The following is an 18,247-nucleotide window of genomic DNA, read 5'->3' as shown; positions in this document are numbered from 1 at the left end:
AACTTAGGATCAAACATCCCCGAATAAAATAATTAAACGCTTTAAATATTTAGGGATATGTATACTTGCCTTGCCATTGATGATGAATTTTCAGCTTTAGAAATCATAACCGATTATATTGCTGCCCAGCCCGAGCTCAAATTATTGAAATCATACATCAATGTTGATAAAGCACTCCAGGAAATCGAAATCCTTAAAAAACCAGTTGACATCATATTTCTCGATATTGAAATGCCAACTATGAACGGCCTTGAAGTGGCAAAATTAATCAAGCATAAAACCCATAAACTGGTGTTTGTTACAGCTCATTCTGATTATGCTATTCATTCTTATGAGTTAGAAGCAGATGGTTTTTTGTTAAAACCATTTTCTTATACAAAATTTGATCAAATCATTAAAAAAATATTTACAGGTCATGCTAAAGCGCAAACAGAAAAAGCAAGTGATTTCATTCTGTTAAAAAGTACTGAGCAAAGAAACAGGTTTATAAAAATCAAACTGGATAAAATTTATGCCGTTGAGGCCCGGGAAAGATTGATTAAGATTTATTTACAGCAGGAAACCATATTATCTAATTCAAGCTTTTCCGAAGCTTTAGCTTTATTATCTGTAGAAAAAGGTTTTTCCCAGGTGCATAGGTCATTCATTATTGCAGAAAACCAGATTGCAACTTTAGAAAGATCCTACATCATTATGAACAATGGCATCAGGATCACTATCGGTAGAAAGTTCCTGGATTTTTATCATAAGATGTCGAAGAAGAAAAAGAATCTTTCTTAAATCCGTACTTTTGTGCCATGCTTACCCAACGACAGTTGTTTTTACAACACAATGCACAAACCTCTCCTGAACCACTTATGCTTGAATTTGTTAGGGCAAAAGGTGTTTTTATATACGATGCTGCCGATAAAAAACATTTAGATCTGATCGCCGGTATCGGTGTAAGTAATGTAGGCCATTGCCACCCGGCCGTAGTTGAAGCCATCCAAAAACAGGCCGAAACTTACATGCACCTGATGGTTTATGGCGAATATGTGCAAACGCCACAGGTAAATTTTGCCAAAGCCCTTGCCGATATTTTACCACCGAGTTTAAGCTGCACCTATTTTTTAAATTCAGGAACAGAAGCGGTTGAAGGCGCCATGAAACTGGCCAAACGTTATACAGGTCGTAAAGGCTTTATTGCCTGTAAAAATGCTTACCATGGCAGTACCCAGGGTGCTGAAAGTTTAATGGAAAGCGATTTTTATTCTTCAGGATATGGCCCATTCTTACCCCACGTGAGCTTTATAGCGCACAATAATATTGCTGATCTCGAAAAAATCACTACGGAAATCGCCGCTGTTTTTATAGAGCCCATTCAGGGTGAGGCCGGAATACGTGTAGCCGATTTAGCTTATATACAGGCTTTAAGAGTAAAATGTACTGAAACCGGAACGCTATTAATCTTTGATGAAATACAATCCGGTTTTGGCCGCAGCGGTAAAATGTTTGCTTTTGAACATTATCAGGTTGTACCCGATGTTTTACTACTCGCCAAAGGAATTGGTGGCGGAATGCCGATCGGCGCTTTTATCAGTTCACTCGAAATCATGTCCGTTTTATCGCATACACCTATTTTGGGCCACATGACAACTTTTGGCGGCCATCCGGTTTGTTGCGCCGCAGGTTTGGCTACTTTACGTACACTTGTTGATAATCGTATTGTTGATGAAGTGGAAGAGAAAGGACAATTATTCAAACAGCTTCTTCAACATCCTGCCATTAAAGAAATCAGGGGAAAGGGATTGATGCTTGCCGTTGAATTTGAAAACTTCGAAACCAACAAAAAAATCATCGATGCTTGTATCCTTGATGGCGTTTTATCCGATTGGTTTTTGCACTGCAGCAACTCCATGCGCATTGCTCCTCCTCTAATTATTAGCAAAGAAGAAATTGAAGAAGCCTGCGCGATCATCTTAAAAAATATTAACTTCGTTTTAGAAGAATAAAGCATAAAGCGCCAAGCTGAAAGCGATATATTAACTAATGATAGCATAAACTGAAAATTGTAAACTGAAAACTATCTACTGAAATGAATGTACTAATCGTTGAAGATGAAAAAAGCCTCGCGCTTGAAATGGATGAATTCTTAAGTAAAGAAGGCTTTATTGTAGAGCATGCCTGGAAAAAATCTTCTGCGGAAGAAAAGATATTTGTGAACAGTTATGATTTCATCTTACTCGATTTAGGCTTGCCGGATGGCGATGGTTTCGATATTTTAAAACAGCTAAAAGCGACTAAAGACCGTGATGATGCCGTAATTATTTTAACAGCCCGTAGTGCCGTAGACGATCGTATTAAAGGCCTTGATGAAGGTGCAGACGATTATTTACCAAAACCATTTTCATTGAATGAGCTTTTGGCAAGGATGCACGCCATTACCCGCAGAAAACACAAGCTAGAAAAAAATGAAATCAATGTTCATGATTTTCTGCTCAATATCCAGAACAGGACCGTTGCCTTTGGTGATGAAAGATTAAGCCTCACCAAAAAGGAATTTGAGATTTTTAATTACCTGGTACTGAATAAAAATCGTGTGGTATCCCGTATGAGTTTAACAGAACATGTTTGGGGCGATATTTTAGAAGTAAACTCTGATTCGAATTTTGTTGATGTACACGTTAAAAACCTCCGTAAAAAACTGGCCGCAGTAAGCCCTACAGATTGGTTTGAAACGGTGAGAAGTATCGGGTACAGGATTAATTGTTAGAACTCGAAAAGTCAGGAGTCCGAGGTCGGAAATTAACGGATTGATGGTTTATGGCTTGATAGATCATGGTCAAATGATTAGTATGATATAGCCGATCTACAATAACCAAATTTTTGAGGTTATGGAAAGCAGGCAATTCCAACATGAACCATCAACTATAAAACCATGAACCATGTTAAGTTTGCATTTACGCACCTGGAACAATTAACCAGTTAACCCAACGATAAATGAACCCTCATCCATTTTACATAAAACATCATCCATTTGCATGAAGTTACAGGTTAAATTTTCTTTATATAATGCAGTAACCAAAATTGCCATCATCCTGGTATTAGGTGCCATTATTTTATTTTCTTTAGACAAACTTGCCTATAACCAACTCGATAATCGTTTAATAAAAAAGAAAAACAAAATTATCGAGCATTTAAATGATGATGAGATTGATAGCCTTTTAAATAAACAACAATCATTTACCGATTATAACATTTTAAAGGAAGAATTTATTGTTTTGACTGACATACCCGATGGTCAGCAAGATTCTACGGCTAAGGTTTTTACCGAAAAAAGAGAAATTGAAGGCGATGTAGAAGTTTATCGCATCCTGAACTATAAATTCTCATACCATACCAACTGGTACAACCTTGAAATTGGCGAAACCATGACTACCCTCCAATCGATTAAAAATTCCATCAGGTTTTACATGCTGATTGTATTGGTAGCTGCCTTGTTGATTACTTTGGTTGCCGATTTTACCTTTTCCAACTTCCTGCTGAAACCTTTTTACCTTATTATCGATAAAAAAATCAACCTGGTTGATGATCCGTCACATTATAACTATCAAAACATCCCAACCAGTACCAACGATTTTAAAATTCTCGATAATAGCATTAACTCATTAATGCGAAAAATAAACACGCTTTTCGCTCTAGAGAAACAGTTTATTGCCAATGTATCACATGAGCTGCTTACGCCCATCTCCATTTTAAGTACACGTTTCGAGAATATGCTCAACACGCCCGATATTCCGGTAGAGCACGAAAATAAAATTTATGCTTCTTTAAAAACATTAAATCGTTTAAAGCTGATTATCAATAGCTTATTGTTAATTTCAAAGGTAGAGAACAATCAATACTTAAAAACCGAAGAAATTAGCCTAAAACAGGAAATAACGGATATTCATGAGGACCTTGAAGATCGTATTATGGATAAGAACATCAGTTACCAGGCCAATCTTACAAAAGATTTCCATTTTACCGGGAATAAAGCTTTAATTCACACCTTGCTGATTAATATTATTAATAATGCGATCAAATATAATGTTAATGGGGGTTCAATAACCATTACGGATAAAACCGAGGCCGAAAAATACATTCTTACCATCAACGATACCGGCTCGGGCATGAGTGCTGAACTGGTTGAAAATGCCTTCGACCGCTTTAAAAGAGGAAATAGCGAAGAAAACGGCTTTGGATTAGGACTTGCTATTGTTCAAAGTATTGCGAAATTTCATAAAATTAAGGTCGATATAAAATCTTCAGAGCACAAAGGAACCAGTATCTCCTTAATTTTTTAAAATGAAATTCGGCTGATAACCTGATTGATCCGGCATCATTGCAAATTTGTACCTTTGTAAATCATGCTGGCACCAACTTATTTAAAGCGTTTTCCTTATTTCGCTGTTATCGTGTTATTGTTTTCTGTTTCAAGCTTAAAAGCACAGAAAATAGTAGAAATGCAGGATTCAGTTGCACAACATATCTTTACCTTTAAAGAAATTGAGGTATTGGAAGATGCAGATAATCACTATACTTTTGAGGATATTAAAAGTAAAGCCTCCGATCATAAATTTAAAGCAAGCCTAAGCAGCACCCCACAAACCAAACAACTCAACAGAACTTACTGGTTTAGGATTAAAATTAAGCAAAATGAGCTTGCAAGCAAGCCATTTATTCTCGAATTCTTCGATCAAACGATTGATCACATTACGGCTTATATTCCACAACCTGATCAAAAATACACGGTAGAAAAGCTGGGAGATGCCAATCAATTTGATAAAAGGCTCATTCACCATAAAAACTTCGAAATTCCGATCCAAAACGATGGAAACGAAACTCAAACCTATTATTTCAAAATCAACTCCTCTCAAATTGCCGATATTATCATCGTATTGAGAACTACCGAATGGTTTATTTCTTATGCTTTAGATGAGTATTTCTATTTTGGTATTTTTTACGGGATGATCCTGGTTTTCAGTTTCTATAACCTCATCATTTTTATCGCCATCAGGCAAAAACAGTACCTTTATTATGTACTCTATAATTTAAGTGTAGGCTTTTTCGAAATGAGTACCGATGGCATTGCCTATCAGTATTTATGGCCGAACGCACCTGCATGGAATCAGGTTGCTTATGCATTTGCTTTATGTGCTACCAGTATTTTTGCACTTCTCTTTACCCGCGAGCTTTTGTATGTTAAGGCCAAAGCGCCAAAATTAAACCGGTTTATCTTTGGTATTATTGTTTGCAGGATTGTTTTCTTCATCTATTGTTATCTGTTCGATCAAACCTTGTTCAGTTATAAATTTATTGAGGCCATTCCATTATCTGTAGCCTTTTTTACGGGCATTTATATTTACCGAAAAGGTTACCAACCAGCCCGTTTCTTTGTTTTAGGCTATAGTTTCCTTTTTGCAGGCTTTACACTTAAATTCCTGATCATGCTAGGTATTGCCTGGCTTAATTTTGGGGCCATTAGTTATTACAGTCTGAGTTTTTGTTTCGTGCTCGAAATGATCTTTCTATCCTTTGCCATAGGCGATAAAGTGCGGATCCTAAAAGTTAAAAAAGATAAAGCACAACAGAAAATTATCAGGCAGATGGCGGTAAATGCCAAACTGAAAGACAGCATCAATCAGGAGCTTGAAAGCAAGGTAGAAGAGCGCACCCGCGAGGCTTACCATAAATCGCTCATCATCGAAAGCAAAAACCAGGCACTGGAAGAAGCCAACTCTCTTTTACAACAACAGGCAGAGGAAATTTCGCGAATGAATGTGCTGCTGGAGCATGACAATGAAGAACTGCAAACCAGTGTAGAAAAGGTAACGAGAGACCGGGTAATGTCGACAGAGGTGGGTTTTGAAGAATTCAGTAAAATTTATCCTGACAAAGAAACCTGTTATGAATTTCTTGCCGAACTAAAATGGAGCAATGGTTACCACTGCCGCAAATGCAGTAATGACCATTATTTTGCCGGACATATTTTACATAGCCGCCGCTGCAGTAAATGTGGTTATGAAGAATCGGTAACCACCTACACCATTTTCCACAATACACGCATCCCGATCAATAAAGCATTTTATATGATCTTCCTCATTTATTCTTCAAAAGGAAAAATCTCCTCCCATAAACTATCAGAACTGCTCTCAATCAGGCAAAGTACCTGCTGGACATTCGGATCACGCATTAAAAAAGTGATGGATGACCGGAAGAAAACTTTGAAAAAAACAGCTAAAAACGGCTGGAGCCAGCTTGTAATCGAATAATTACAGCCTTTCATTCGTCACAATATTGTTTGTTTTATACCTTTTTTCTCAAGAAACGGAAGGGTATTTAAGCGTATCAAATTGCTACCGGAGCACCATTCTTCTGAGCTACTTAAATGCTGATTATCAGCACTAAAACACGTTTTTACATCACGGTATTAAAGCGTATCGAAATCAATACAAATAACTAAAAATCAATTAGTTACACAAAATTTAACATTCAAAAAACTTGTATTTAACATTAATACGGTGTTAACTTTACCGCATATATTATTAACAAGAGCAAAATTATGAGAAAAAAGTTTACATTGCTTATGGTGTGTATTCTCTGCGGTATCTCTCTGAGTATGGCGCAGAATATTACCATAAAAGGTCTGGTAAAAGACAAGCAAGGATTACCACTGCCTGGTGTATCTGTAAAGGTGAAAGGAACTAACCAAGGTGCCTCTACTACAGAAAACGGGGCCTATACAATCAGCGCTCCCCAAAACTCAACTTTAGAATTTACATTTATTGGTTACAAAACGATTGAAGAAGCAGTAAATAATCGCACAACACTAAACATTACCTTATCTGATGATAACCAACAGTTAAATGAGGTGGTGGTTATCGGGTACGGTACCACAACCAAAAAAGATTTAACTACAGCTGTAACTTCTATCTCAGCAAAAGATATCGAAAACCAGCCTGTTACCAATCCGCTACAGGCTATTCAAGGTAAGGCAGCAGGTGTTCAGGTAATTTCGCAATCGGGTAAGCCTGGTGCTGGTGTATCGGTAAGCATTAGGGGGAACACTTCAATTACAGGCTCTAACAGTCCGCTTTATGTAATTGATGGGGTAACTTCACGAAATGCAGATTTCTTAAATCCATCAGACATTGAAACTTTAACCATTTTAAAAGATGCTTCAGCAGCAGCCATTTATGGTTCTAGTGGTGCAAATGGAGTTGTTTTAATCACAACAAAAAAAGGAAGTGCAGATAAATTGAGGGTAGGTTTTAATGCTTTTACTGGTTTTTCTAACCTATGGCAGAAACTTGATGTTTTAAACGGCGACCAATACAATGCCTTGCTTAAGGAAATGGGCTACACTGCATTCGGCAACCAAAATACCGATTGGCAGGATGTTACCTTTGGTACCGGAACACAGAATAACTACCAGGTTTCTTTATCAGGAGGCATTAAAGGAGGTCAGTATTACTTCTCAAGTGGTTACCAACAAGATAAAGGTACTGTTGCTCCTGCTGTGTTAGATAAATATACGGTTAACTTTAATGGTTCTCAGAATATCACCAGCTGGTTAAAATTAACGGGTACAGCAGCTTTAACTTACAGAAAATCGGTTGATGTTGGCGATAACAGTGGTGTTGCTGGTGGTGGCGTAATTTTAGCCGCATTATCAACTCCTCCAACTATTGGAATTTACAATCCGGATGGTAGCGGGCAATATGCAGGTAACCCTAACCAGGGTGGTTGGGAAAACCCAATTTCTTATGCTTACCGTATGACCAACGGAACCAACAATTTCCGTTTCTTAGGATCGTTTGCTGCGCAGATCAATTTTACCAAAGATTTATTCTTTAAATCGAGCATCAGTACCAATTTAAACAGAAACCGTTATCAGAATTTCTTAGATCCTTTTACTTCTGAGTACGGAAGAACACAACAAGGACGTTACCAGAGCAACAGAACGAAAGATAATGTATGGTTAAATGAAAATATTGTAAACTATACCAAAAACGTTGGCAAAAATGCTTTTACAGCTACCGGCGGTATGACCATACAAGAATCTGATTACAAGTATTATAATTATGAAGATTCTAAATACCTGGATGCAAACAAAAATTTATTACCAGCTGCTACCTCTGTAGCTTTAACCATTCCATCTTTTGCACAATGGTCTAAGCGTTCTTATTTAGCCCGTGTAACTTATGCTTATGATGGTAAATACCTGTTTAGTTCTAATTTCCGTGCAGATGGTTCATCACGTTTTGCAAAAGAAGGCCGTTACGGTTACTTCCCATCTGCATCAATCGGATGGCGTATTTCTGGTGAGAACTTTATGAAAGAGAGTAAAACCATTAACGATTTAAAAATTAGGGGTAGCTGGGGTAAAGTGGGGAACGATGAAGGTATTGGAGATTATGCTTATTTAGCATTATATCAACCAACTACTTCTGGTTCTTACAACTTTATTCAATTGGCCAATCCTGATTTAACATGGGAAAAAACCACGCAAACCAATGTGGGTTTAGATTTAAGCATGTTTAACTCGAGAATTACCTTTACAGCTGATGCCTATATTAAAAAAACTAACGATCTGCTGTTAAATGTTCCCTTGGCCCTTAGTACAGGTTTTGATACCCAGGCCAGAAATGTTGGATCAATGGAAAACAAAGGTTTTGAGTTTGTATTATCAACAAAAAACATAGTTAAAGATAAATTTACATGGTCTACAGACTTAAACTTCTCTTTAAACCGCAATAAAGTAACCAGTTTAGGTAATTCTTTAACTTCGATTAATTTTGGTGGTATCGATAGCCGCGATGCAGCCATCAGGGTAGAAGTTGGTAAACCACTTGGTGCTTTTTATGGTTACGTTTATCAGGGTGTAGATCCGGCGAATGGTAATGCTAAATTTGCTGATTTAGACAATGATGGTAAAATAACCGCAGCAGACCGTACTTACATCGGAAATGCACAACCTAAGTTCACTTACGGGATGAACAATACTTTAAATTACGGTTCATTCGGCTTGTCGTTCTTCTTCCAGGGCGTACAGGGTAACGATATCTTTAATGCATCACGCATTGATCTTGAAGGTCTTTATGATTCAAAAAACCAATCAACTGCAGTATTAAACAGATGGACAACTCCAGGTCAAATTACCGATATCCCCAAAGCATCAAAAGGTCAGACTGATAACTCGCGTACTTCAAGCAGATTTGTGGAAGATGGCTCTTACCTGCGCTTAAAATCAGCTACTTTATCATATAACTTCAGCTCGGATCTGTTGAAGAAATTAAATATGAGCAAAGTAACGGTATTTGCAACCAGTTATAACTTGTTAACCTTTACCAAATACACAGGTTTCGATCCTGAGGTACAGCGTTATGATGGAAATAGTCCATCTATGGGAATCGATTATGGAACATATCCACAAGCTAGAACTTTCTTATTTGGTGTTAACGTAGGCTTTTAATTTAAACGAAGATGAAACTTAAAATATATTCATTAATTACAGTAAGTGCTGTTACAATGGCATTAAGCAGTTGTAAAAAAGACTTTCTGGATAAGCAACCCATTAGCCAGGTAACACCGGATGTTGCCTTTGCAGATGCCGCAGCAGCAGAAAAATTGATCCAGGGTGTTTATGATGGCATGTACAATGATTATCACATTATGGATTTTATGACCAATGGTGATGCTACTGCTGATAACTGCTATGCTGGTGGTGATAACCCAGATAATATCCAGATTGATCTTTTCAAAGTGGTAAACACCAATGCAAACGTAACCAGGGATTATACCGCGTTGTATAAAGATATCAAAAATGCCAACCTGGTAACAGATAACGTTCCTAACATACAGGATCCAAAATTAGATGTAAACGACAGGCGCAAACAAATCCTTGCAGAGGCCAGGATTTTACGTGCATACATGTATTTTAATGTGGTAAGGTTATTCGGTGCTGCTCCCCTTGTATTAAAAATCCCTTCAACAACTGAAGAGTTTTCTCCACCAAAAGCAAGCGTTGATGCCATTTATACTCAAATCATAACAGATCTTGAATATGGTGCAGCCAATGCACGTATAGCTGCACCAAACAAAGGATTAATGACAAAAGGCGTTGCCAATGCGCTTTTAGCTAAGGTATATGCAACTAAAGCCAATCCCGATTGGAATAAAGTAAGCACTTATGCCGATGCTGTTATCGGTGGTGGGTACTCTTTAGTAACAAACTACGATTTCTTATGGGATCAAAACCACAAAAACAACTCAGAAGCAATTTGGGAAATGCAATATGATGGCTGGGGTGGTTTACATGGCAACTGGATGCCAAGTCAGCTTTTTGGTGCCGGATGGAAAAAATTTAATACACCAACCAATGATTTGGTAAGCACATTTGATGCTGAAAAAGATGTAGTTCGCAAAAAATCAAGCATTTTGATTGATGGAGTTGGATGGGATGATGATTATTGGAAAAACCCTGCAGTATATCCGCATGTAAACAAGTACAGAGCGGATGATAAAACAGATACTTACTTAATCCGTTTGGCTGATATTAAGTTATTAAAAGCAGAGGCATTAAACGAATTAAGTGCTTCTGGATGGTCTGCAGCTGCAACAATCGTAAACGAGGTGCGTAATCGTGTAAATTTAGGTGTAACGCCGGCAGCAGATCAGGCTTCTATGCGTTTGGCTATCGAAAAAGAACGCCGCTTGGAACTGGCATTTGAAGGACATCGCTGGTTCGATTTATTAAGAACAAACAGAGCCGTTACCGTAATGAATGCTCAAAAAGATGGTAACGGTAATTCATTGAATTACAACATTAGCACAGCGAACCTGTTATTCCCGATTCCACAATCAGAATTGGACAGAAACCCTAACCTACGTTAATTTCTATATTAAAACAAAGGCGGCCAAGGTCGCCTTTGTTTTATAACCCAACCCCTATGATGTTTAAAAGAACCCTGCTCTCACTTCTGGCAATGGGAAGCTTAATCAGCACCCAGGCCCAAATCAAAAACACAAACCAGGCTAAAATTGATGCTTTATTAAGCAAAATGACCCTTGAAGAAAAAGTGGGTCAGATGGCACAAATAACCCTAGATGTAATCGGCACAGGTAAAAGCCGCTTCGAAAGCGATGAGCCTTTTACGCTCGATAAAGCAGCAATGGACAAAGCGCTAATCCAGTACCATGTGGGCTCGGTATTAAATACCTCAAACAACAGGGCACGTACGCCACAGGTTTGGTATAAAATCATCAGTGAAATTCAGGATGTTGCCATTAAAAAAGGCAAAAATAAAATTCCTGTAATTTATGGTGTTGATGAAGTACATGGTGCAACCTATACTGCTGGTGCCACCATGTTCCCTCAGCAAATTGGTCAGGCGGCTACATTTAACCGCAGCCTGGTTAAAAACGGCGCTTCAATCACCGCTTATGAAACCCGTGCAAGTTCAATTCCCTGGAACTTTGCCCCTATTTTAGATTTAGGTGCCGATCCGCGTTTTCCCCGCCAGTGGGAAAGTTTTGGAGAAGATCCTTATGTGGTTACCGAATTAGGAAAAGCAGCGGTTAAAGGTTATGAGGGTGATGATAATAATGTGGCTAATCCTTATAAAGTAGCAACTTCTTTAAAACACTTTTTAGGTTACCAAACACCAACAACAGGAAAAGACAGAACCCCTGCTTTCATTTCTGATCAGGCTTTAAGAGAATACCATTTGCCACAATTTAAAGCGGCTGTTGATGCTGGTGCACATACCGTAATGATTAACTCAGGTATTATCAATGGCATTCCGGTACACTCCAACTATAACATCGTTACCAAATTATTAAAAGAAGAATTGGGTTTTAAAGGTTTGGTGGTAACCGATTGGGGAGATATCGAAAATCTTTTCAAAAGAGACCATATAGCAAAAGACGATAAAGAAGCAATTATGCTGGCCATTAACGCCGGAATAGATATGAGCATGATTGCTTATAACTACGAAGTATTCTGCGATAACCTGATTGCTTTGGTGAAAGAAGGTAAAGTGAAACAGGAAAGAATCGATGATGCCGTACGCCGGATTTTACTGGTAAAATTTGCGACCGGTTTATTCGAAAAACCAACCACCAACCCTAAAGATTACCCAAAATTTGCAAGTAAAGAATTCCAGACTGCGGCTTATAATACCGCCGCAGAATCAATCACTTTATTAAAGAATACCAATAACATCCTTCCATTAAAAAAAGGGATAAAACTTTTGGTTACCGGGCCAAATGCAAACTCAATGCGTACGTTAAACGGCGCATGGACGTATAGCTGGCAGGGCGAAAAGGTAGAAGAATTTGCAAAAGATTATCATACCATTTTAGAAGCACTACAACATAAAAATGGTGCAGATAACATTAAATACCTCCCAGGCGTAAGCTATAAAATGGACGGTAAATATTTCGAAGATTTTGCCGATAAAATGGATGAAACCATTGCTGCTGCCAAAGATGTAGATGCTGTGGTATTGTGTTTAGGCGAAAATACCTATACTGAATCTCCCGGTAATTTGAGCGATCTTTATATTTCTGATCAGCAGATCGAACTGGCCAAAAGAATAGCTGCAACCGGCAAACCTGTTATTTTAGTGTTAAATGAAGGTCGTCCGAGGATTATCAGTAAGTTCGAGAAAAGCATGAGTGCTGTGGTTCAAACTTATCTTCCAGGCAACTATGGTGCAGATGCCTTGGCCGATATTTTATTTGGTGAGGTAAATCCATCAGGAAAACTGCCTTACACCTATCCTCAGTTCCCGAATGCCTTATTTACCTATTATCACAAACCTTCAGAAGCGCGTGAAACCGTAGAAGGTGTTTATAACTACGATTCTGATTACAACCCACAATATGTTTTCGGTCAGGGTTTAAGTTACACTACTTTTAAATACAGTAACCTTAAATTAAGCAGCAATACCTTAAAAACCGGCGAAGCTTTAACCATTTCTGTTGAGCTGAGCAATACCGGAAGCAGAGCAGGTAAAGAAAGTGTACTGCTTTTCACCACTGATTTAGTGGCAAGTGTAATTACACCAGATGTAAAACGTTTAAGAGGCTTTGAAAAAATCGACTTAAAAGCCGGCGAAACCAAGACAGTTACTTTCACTTTAACGCCCGAAGATATTGCCGTTGTAAATTTAGAAGGCAAAAAGGTAACCGAAGCAGGCGAATTCAAAATCCAGATCGGCGACCAGAAAATAAACTTTAATTACACCAATTAAACCAATCCTGTTTTTGAATATGAGGCTGTATCATAAGCTGTAAATTCAATTATAATTTGTCATGTTGAGCTTGTCGAAAATTCTTCGAAACATTTTCAACGGATCCTTCGACTACTTGTCCCGATTTTTCATCGGGAGGCTCAGGATGACAATTTATGTTTTGTGCTACTGCTATTTTAAATATCCTATCATTTTTATACTATGCGAAATACCCTGAAATCTCTAACCAAAACCATAATTATGAAACCTTTTTACAACCTGGGCACTGCGCTGAGCATCCTGATTGTTGCCTGTGCCTGCAGCAAAAGCCCCAGGGCAAATGAAAGCGACAATCTACCACCTACATCTACCGAGCCTGTTAAAACTGATGTAGCATTCTGGTTAACCAAAGGTGATCAGTCGCAATTGTTAAAAAAACAGAATGTTGCCTTAAATTTTTCAACAGCAACCAACAGCAACCCAACCATTGAGGTAGATCCGGCTACTACTTTCCAAAGCATTGATGGTTTTGGTTATACCCTAACTGGTGGCAGTGCAAGCCTGATTAACGCTTTACCAGCCGCAGCGCAAGATAAATTGTTAAAAGAGCTTTTTAGTGCCACTGATGATGCCATTGCGGTAAGTTACATCCGGATTAGCATTGGCGGGTCTGACTTAAGTGCTTATCCATTTACATACAACGATCTGGCGGATGGAGAAACCGACGATAATTTAGCTAAGTTTTCTATCGCTAAAGAACAGGCAGATTTAATCCCGGTATTAAAAAAGATTGTGGCCATTAACCCAACAATCAAATTTTTAGGTTCCCCATGGACCGCCCCTACCTGGATGAAAACCAATAAAAGTTTTATTGGCGGTAGTTTGAAGCCAGAATATTATCAAACTTATGCCAAATATCTGGTAAAATACATCCAGGCCATGAAAGCTGAAGGAATTGTAATTGATGCCATTACGCCTCAAAATGAGCCACTGCATCCCGGTAATAACCCAAGTATGTATATGACGGCTTTAGATCAGGCAGAATTCATTAAAACAGCTTTGGGTCCAATATTTCAGAGCAGCGGGATTAAAACGAAAATTATTGTATATGATCACAACGCTGACAAGCCGGAATATCCGATTACCATTTTAAATGATGCTGATGCCAAAAAATACGTTGATGGTTCTGCATTCCACTTATATGCCGGTCCGATTACGGCACTTACGCAGGTACATAATGCACACCCTGACCGTAACGTATACTTTACCGAACAATGGGTTGGTGGCCCGGGCAACTTTGCAGAAGATTTAAAGTGGCATGTATCCACCCTTATTGTTGGGGCCACCCGTAACTGGAGCCGCAACGTTTTAGAATGGAATTTAGCTGCCGATCCGAACTATAATCCACATACCGATAAAGGTGGCTGTACCACTTGTTTAGGTGCTATAACCATTGCACCAGCGGTTAGCCGAAATGTGGCTTATTATGTAATTGCCCATGCTTCTAAATTTGTAAAACCAGGTTCTGTACGAATTGCTTCAAACATTACAAACAACCTTCAGAACGTAGCTTTTAAAACACCTGATGGCAAAAACGTATTGATTGTTTGCAATAATAACAGTTCAGAAACCGCATTCAATATTAAATACAATGGTAAAGCAGTAAACACCAGCCTTGATAAAGGTGCGGTGGGTACTTACGTTTGGTAAAATCTTTTTGTTTAATTGTTTAGTTAGCCTCGCATTGCGGGGCTTTCTGGTTTATAGAGTGGCTACCATCCCGATCCAGATTCGTCATTTCGACCGTAGTGGAGAAATCTATCTAGAAAGATTTTTAAGACTTCTAAGTTGCTCGGGATTTGCAATCCACAGTCTAATTTTGTTAGCGTACCGATAAGCCTTTTAGTTTTTGCCACGGATTTACGGAAAACACGGAAGAATTTATCGGCTTGGCCTCATTCCGCTATAGAGGCTTCAACATTTTTTTTGGCAGGCCCTTTGCTTAACAATAAAAAAATCAATCCGATAATAAAATGAAAAACATCATCCCAGTATTAAGTCTTGCTGCTTTATTTGTGGCTGCCTGTCAGGGCGGCACTGCAAAAAAGACACAGGCCAAAATAGATTCTACCATTGTAACCAATGCCGAAACCGCGCCAAATGCCATTCAGTGTTACCAATATATTAAAAACAGAGATACGGCCACCCTATCGCTCAAAAACGAGGATAATAAGGTAACAGGCACGCTCGGTTATAATTTATACGAGAAAGATAAAAATGCAGGCACAATTGCCGGAGTAATTAAAGGCGATACCATTATTGCCAGTTATACATTTCAGTCAGAAGGGCAAACATCTGTCAGGGAAGTTGCTTTCTTAAAAAAGGGCGATCAGTTGATCGAAGGTTTTGGTGATGTGCAGGAAGTTAAAGGCGAAACAAAATTTAAAGATATCAATCAGCTAAAGTTTGAAGGATCAATGGCTTTCGGTAAAATTGAGTGTAAATAATACTTCGTCATCTCAAGCCATAAATCGTCAATTATTAGGAGATACAACGAAGCAATCTTTCATTCATGCCAGTTCGTACGCTAAAGATTGCTTCGTCGGCTGAAGAAGCCTTCTCGCAATGACGATTTTTAGGTTGGCCGGGATTTGCAATCCCGACCAAATTTCTATTTACCTACAGCATCCTTCGCTGCCTGTGTCCACTCCTCACTTAACTTAAGCACATAATCAGAGTATTTTTGTATTTCATCAGGCTTTAACTTAGCAGCCCAGCCTGTTGCCTGATTTGCCCAGGCGGTGTATTTATCGCTGATGGCTTTAATTTCTGCTGCATTTTTGCTTTTTACAGCCGCAACATACTCATCTTTTAATTTGCTATACTCTGCCAAACCTTTATTTACTTCTTCATTGGAGAAAGTAGGAACATCGGTTTTAACAGTTTCAGTTGTTGTAGTGGTCACTTTCGTAACAGTGTCGCCGTTTGCAGAAATTGCGCTTGAATCTTTAGTCGTTTCTGTTTTTTTTGTGCTGTCGCAAGAAACTAATGTTGTGGCTAATAAGCCAGCTGCAGCAATAGATAAGATGGTGTTTTTCATTTTGATTTGGTTTTAGCCCCAAAGTGACGAAATATTGTGCCAAATCGTAAAAAATCCGGTTAAATACTTAAATATTGTAACCGGAACGTAGAATTAGAGGAGGTATGTGCTTACAAATCTTCAAATCTCTCCCAAAAACCATCAACCGGGAGTTTTGCAAAAATATTTACCGGCTCCTTTTTTACCGGATGAATAAACTGTAAACGGCGGGCGTGTAAACAGATACTCCCTTTTCTGCTGCCGCGTGGATAACCATATTTATTATCGCCCATAATCGGGCATCCCATAGACGATAGCTGAACCCTGATCTGGTGCGAACGTCCTGTTAAGGGATCTACTTCCAAAAGGTAATAATCGCCCACTTTTGCCTTCACTTTATAAGAAAGTTCTGCCCGCTGACTACCTGTAACTTCAGTATTGTAATAAGAAACCACGTTTTTCTGCGGGTTTTTAACCAACCAGTGAATCAAAGTAGCGGATTCTTTTTCTGGCTTATTCTTTACTACCGCCCAATAAGTTTTTTTTACTTCCCTATTTTTAAAAACAGCATTCATCCGCTCTAAGGCTTTACTGGTTTTGGCGAATAAAATTACGCCGCTTACCGGTCTATCTAAACGGTGTACTACACCTAAAAAGGCACCATTAGGTTTGTTGTATTTTTTAGCGATATACTTTTTAACCTGTTCATCTAAAGGTTCATCGCCGGTTTCATCAACCTGCACAATATCACCTGCCCTTTTATTAATGGCGATTAAATGGTTGTCTTCAAAAAGGATGTCGTTATCGGTAATGGGCATTAGTTTAGTTCATTAGTTCATTCGTCATAAGTTCATTTGGTTAAGCAAATTGCCTATTGCGAAAGTTTATTGGTTAATTTGTTTAGCTTATGGGCGATTTCAGACTCAAGACTACAGACTTGGGATTGCTAACTAATACTGGTTAATTGTATAAATCGGTTAACTGACTCAAAACTCCCAACTCAAAACTCCAGGCTTAATACTGTTCTTTCTCGTTCGGGAAATCATTTCCCTTTACATCACGGATATAAGATTGTGCAGCACCTAAAATTTCGTCGTAAAGGTTAATATACTGGCGTAAAAAACGGGGTTTAAAGCCTTTGGTTAAACCAATCATATCATTTACTACCAAAACCTGCCCATCACAGGCTTGTCCGGCTCCAATACCGATAGTTGGGATATTCAGGCTTGCTGTAACTTCTTTACCCAAAGCAGCAGGAATTTTCTCCAACACAATAGCAAAGCAACCTGCAGCCTGCAAAGCCAAAACATCGGTTTTTAATTTATTGGCTTCTTCTTCTTCTTTAGCACGAACGGTATAGGTTCCAAATTTATAAATAGACTGTGGAGTTAAGCCCAAATGCCCCATCACCGGGATACCAGCCGTAATGATACGCTGAACCGATTCGATGATTTCTTCGCCACCTTCTAATTTAACGCCATGGGCACCCGATTCTTTCATGATCCTGATGGCAGAATTTAAAGCTTCTTTTGAATTACCCTGATAAGAACCAAAAGGTAAATCGACCACTACAAAGGCGCGTTTAACCGCTCTGATTACAGATGCAGCATGATAAATCATCTGATCTAAAGTAATAGGTAAAGTTGTTTCATGACCAGCCATTACATTGGAAGCAGAATCGCCAACCAATAAAACGTCTAATCCTGCGTCATCTAAAATAGTAGCCATCGAATAATCGTAGGCCGTTAGCATCGATATTTTTTCACCTCGTTGCTTCATTTCCTGTAAAGTATGCGTGGTGATGCGTTTGATTTCTTTATGTACCGACATGGGATTTGTTTTGTGTTGTCAAAAGTATTGTTTTTTCTTTAATTAAGCTGAAAGACCAAAGGTAAAAGACTAAAGCAAC

At 38.5% G+C, this 18,247-nt stretch carries 13 protein-coding genes; 10 read left to right on the top strand and 3 right to left on the bottom strand.

The features are described 5' to 3' along the window. Nucleotides 1-57 precede the first annotated feature (57 nt). The 10 genes from R2R28_RS18545 (at nucleotide 58) to R2R28_RS18500 (ending at nucleotide 15,766) form a co-directional block, all read left to right on the top strand. Nucleotides 58-780: a LytTR family DNA-binding domain-containing protein gene (locus R2R28_RS18545; protein ID WP_316827176.1), complete on the top strand. Its 723-nt coding sequence runs from the start codon at nucleotides 58-60 to the stop codon at nucleotides 778-780. Nucleotides 781-797: 17 nt separating this feature from the next. Further along, nucleotides 798-1,991, top strand: coding sequence for an aspartate aminotransferase family protein (locus tag R2R28_RS18540; RefSeq protein ID WP_316827175.1), 1,194 nt, complete (start codon nucleotides 798-800; stop codon nucleotides 1,989-1,991). An 83-nt stretch (nucleotides 1,992-2,074) separates the two neighbouring features. Beyond that, nucleotides 2,075-2,752 carry a response regulator transcription factor gene (locus R2R28_RS18535; RefSeq protein ID WP_316827174.1) on the top strand — a complete coding sequence of 226 codons (678 nt, stop codon included), beginning with the start codon at nucleotides 2,075-2,077 and terminating at the stop codon, nucleotides 2,750-2,752. A 268-nt stretch (nucleotides 2,753-3,020) separates the two neighbouring features. Continuing rightward, nucleotides 3,021-4,325, top strand: a complete 1,305-nt coding sequence (locus R2R28_RS18530) for a HAMP domain-containing sensor histidine kinase (protein ID WP_316827173.1) — start codon at nucleotides 3,021-3,023, stop codon at nucleotides 4,323-4,325. A 63-nt stretch (nucleotides 4,326-4,388) separates the two neighbouring features. Then, nucleotides 4,389-6,293 (top strand): 7TM diverse intracellular signaling domain-containing protein, encoded by a 1,905-nt coding sequence (locus R2R28_RS18525; protein WP_316827172.1) that lies wholly within the window; start codon nucleotides 4,389-4,391, stop codon nucleotides 6,291-6,293. A gap of 290 nt (nucleotides 6,294-6,583) precedes the next feature. Beyond that, complete coding sequence (locus tag R2R28_RS18520) at nucleotides 6,584-9,496, top strand: TonB-dependent receptor (RefSeq protein ID WP_316827171.1); 2,913 nt, start codon at nucleotides 6,584-6,586, stop codon at nucleotides 9,494-9,496. Nucleotides 9,497-9,507: 11 nt separating this feature from the next. Next, nucleotides 9,508-10,917: a RagB/SusD family nutrient uptake outer membrane protein gene (locus R2R28_RS18515; RefSeq protein ID WP_316827170.1), complete on the top strand. Its 1,410-nt coding sequence runs from the start codon at nucleotides 9,508-9,510 to the stop codon at nucleotides 10,915-10,917. Nucleotides 10,918-10,973: 56 nt separating this feature from the next. Next, nucleotides 10,974-13,280 (top strand): glycoside hydrolase family 3 N-terminal domain-containing protein, encoded by a 2,307-nt coding sequence (locus tag R2R28_RS18510; protein WP_316827169.1) that lies wholly within the window; start codon nucleotides 10,974-10,976, stop codon nucleotides 13,278-13,280. A 240-nt stretch (nucleotides 13,281-13,520) separates the two neighbouring features. Further along, complete coding sequence (locus R2R28_RS18505; protein ID WP_316827168.1) at nucleotides 13,521-14,969, top strand: glycoside hydrolase family 30 protein; 1,449 nt, start codon at nucleotides 13,521-13,523, stop codon at nucleotides 14,967-14,969. A 323-nt stretch (nucleotides 14,970-15,292) separates the two neighbouring features. Next, nucleotides 15,293-15,766, top strand: a complete 474-nt coding sequence (locus R2R28_RS18500) for a hypothetical protein (protein WP_316827167.1) — start codon at nucleotides 15,293-15,295, stop codon at nucleotides 15,764-15,766. Nucleotides 15,767-15,930: 164 nt separating this feature from the next. On the opposite strand, the gene R2R28_RS18495 is transcribed toward R2R28_RS18500, so the two are convergent. The 3 genes from R2R28_RS18495 to panB form a co-directional block, all read right to left on the bottom strand. Next, nucleotides 15,931-16,359: a hypothetical protein gene (locus tag R2R28_RS18495; RefSeq protein WP_316827166.1), complete on the bottom strand. Its 429-nt coding sequence runs from the start codon at nucleotides 16,357-16,359 to the stop codon at nucleotides 15,931-15,933. Nucleotides 16,360-16,469: 110 nt separating this feature from the next. Beyond that, nucleotides 16,470-17,156 (bottom strand): RluA family pseudouridine synthase, encoded by a 687-nt coding sequence (locus tag R2R28_RS18490; RefSeq protein ID WP_108198402.1) that lies wholly within the window; start codon nucleotides 17,154-17,156, stop codon nucleotides 16,470-16,472. Nucleotides 17,157-17,352: 196 nt separating this feature from the next. Then, nucleotides 17,353-18,168 (bottom strand): 3-methyl-2-oxobutanoate hydroxymethyltransferase, encoded by an 816-nt coding sequence (panB, locus tag R2R28_RS18485; protein WP_316827165.1) that lies wholly within the window; start codon nucleotides 18,166-18,168, stop codon nucleotides 17,353-17,355. Nucleotides 18,169-18,247 lie beyond the last annotated feature (79 nt).

This window comes from Pedobacter miscanthi (assembly GCF_032678605.1).
GTDB lineage: Bacteria > Bacteroidota > Bacteroidia > Sphingobacteriales > Sphingobacteriaceae > Pedobacter > Pedobacter miscanthi_A.
The sequence above is the reverse complement of the archived record's forward strand: the minus strand, read 5'-3'. Positions and strand labels throughout refer to the sequence as shown.

Excerpts from the sequence above, each read along its gene's own strand:
- R2R28_RS18500 (WP_316827167.1), top strand. The coding sequence starts at position 15,293 with ATGAAAAACATCATCCCAGTATTAAGTCTTGCTGCTTTATTTGTGGCT.
- R2R28_RS18525 (WP_316827172.1), top strand. The coding sequence starts at position 4,389 with ATGCTGGCACCAACTTATTTAAAGCGTTTTCCTTATTTCGCTGTTATC.
- R2R28_RS18510 (WP_316827169.1), top strand. The coding sequence starts at position 10,974 with ATGATGTTTAAAAGAACCCTGCTCTCACTTCTGGCAATGGGAAGCTTA.
- R2R28_RS18545 (WP_316827176.1), top strand. The coding sequence starts at position 58 with ATGTATACTTGCCTTGCCATTGATGATGAATTTTCAGCTTTAGAAATC.
- R2R28_RS18540 (WP_316827175.1), top strand. The coding sequence starts at position 798 with ATGCTTACCCAACGACAGTTGTTTTTACAACACAATGCACAAACCTCT.
- panB (WP_316827165.1), bottom strand. The coding sequence starts at position 18,168 with ATGTCGGTACATAAAGAAATCAAACGCATCACCACGCATACTTTACAG.
- R2R28_RS18535 (WP_316827174.1), top strand. The coding sequence starts at position 2,075 with ATGAATGTACTAATCGTTGAAGATGAAAAAAGCCTCGCGCTTGAAATG.
- R2R28_RS18505 (WP_316827168.1), top strand. The coding sequence starts at position 13,521 with ATGAAACCTTTTTACAACCTGGGCACTGCGCTGAGCATCCTGATTGTT.
- R2R28_RS18515 (WP_316827170.1), top strand. The coding sequence starts at position 9,508 with ATGAAACTTAAAATATATTCATTAATTACAGTAAGTGCTGTTACAATG.
- R2R28_RS18520 (WP_316827171.1), top strand. The coding sequence starts at position 6,584 with ATGAGAAAAAAGTTTACATTGCTTATGGTGTGTATTCTCTGCGGTATC.
- R2R28_RS18495 (WP_316827166.1), bottom strand. The coding sequence starts at position 16,359 with ATGAAAAACACCATCTTATCTATTGCTGCAGCTGGCTTATTAGCCACA.
- R2R28_RS18490 (WP_108198402.1), bottom strand. The coding sequence starts at position 17,156 with ATGCCCATTACCGATAACGACATCCTTTTTGAAGACAACCATTTAATC.
- R2R28_RS18530 (WP_316827173.1), top strand. The coding sequence starts at position 3,021 with ATGAAGTTACAGGTTAAATTTTCTTTATATAATGCAGTAACCAAAATT.